The organism is Anaerovibrio sp. (assembly GCF_045637405.1).
Classification (GTDB): Bacteria; Bacillota; Negativicutes; order Selenomonadales; family Selenomonadaceae; genus Anaerovibrio.
Genome location: NZ_JAZTZI010000013.1, coordinates 1 through 1,204, shown reverse-complemented (window position 1 = coordinate 1,204; position 1,204 = coordinate 1). Strand labels below are relative to the sequence as shown.

1 protein-coding gene is annotated in these 1,204 nt (G+C 43.9%); it reads left to right on the top strand.

Translation table 11 applies throughout. From position 1 onward, the window contains the following. A partial coding sequence (locus tag ACKI5G_RS01045) for a heparinase II/III family protein (RefSeq protein WP_407396801.1) occupies positions 1 to 1,204 on the top strand: 1,204 nt, incomplete at both ends.

Sequence of the window (1,204 nt, the reverse complement as noted above, 5' to 3'; positions counted from 1 at the left end):
ATCACAGGAGATACCAAATATGCTCAAGCTGCATGGATTGAAATAGAAAATATTTGCAAGCTGGAGCATTGGAATCCGTTAAGCTATTTGGATGTTGGTGAGCTTTCAGCCATTGTAGGTTTAGGCTATGACTGGTTTTATAATTATCTGAGTACAGAGCAGAAAGCCTTTGTTGAAGAGGCACTTATTAGTAAGGGTTTGCAAATTCAGTACGATTTTTATAATGGACGCTACAAAAACAACGACGAAGTGTATTGGACTTGGTGGGACAATGCAAACAACTGGAATGTGGTATGTAATGGCGGATGTATGATTGGTGCCATTGCAGTGATGGATAAATATCCGGAGCTGTGCTCTGGGGTAATCAGTCATTCTCTCAGAGGTATGGAGTTTATGATGACATGCTACTTCCCGGAGGGGGCATGGCTTGAAGGCGGTGGTTATTGGAGCTATGCACTGGGATATCTGGCGTTCACAATGTCAAGCTTTGACAATGCCTTTGGCAATGATTTTGGATTCCTTTGTTCACCGGGCCTTGAGTCAACCGGTTGGTTTGGTCTTAAGCTTTCCGGTTCCACGGCAATCAATAATTACGGTGATGCCGCTTTAAGCTTTGTTGATAATAAGGCTGTTTTATGGTGTGCGGATGTATATCAGGATGCTGAGCTTGCAGCAGCCAGACTTCAGGAAATGGAGCGTCAGGGATATACCGGTAACGCCTTTGATATGATATATTATAATGCAGAGCTTTTAAATGGAGCAAGTGTTAGCATACCTTTGGATACCGTGCTGGAAAGTATGTCAGTGGTATCTTTGAGAGAACGTTGGTACGATAAAGGAGCCACCTTCCTTGGTTTCAGTGGTATGAAGCCAAAGAGCGGTCATGCACACATGGATACGGGTACTTTTGTAGTGGATATGCTGGGTGAAAGAATTATTAAGGACCCAGGGGCAGAGGACTATAATGCTCCGGGCTACTTCTCCACGGATCGCTATAAATACTATCGTGCAAGACCGGAAGGCCACAATATTTATATCATTAATCCGACAAATGATGCGGCTGATTATGGCGGCTTTACTCCATGGGTGGAAGCTAAGAACACACCGATTGTATCTAAGGCAAGAGGTGCATATTCCACGCTGGATTTATCCCAGGTTTATCAGGAGGATACAAGCTATGCAATCAGAGGTTATTTCCTTGGTG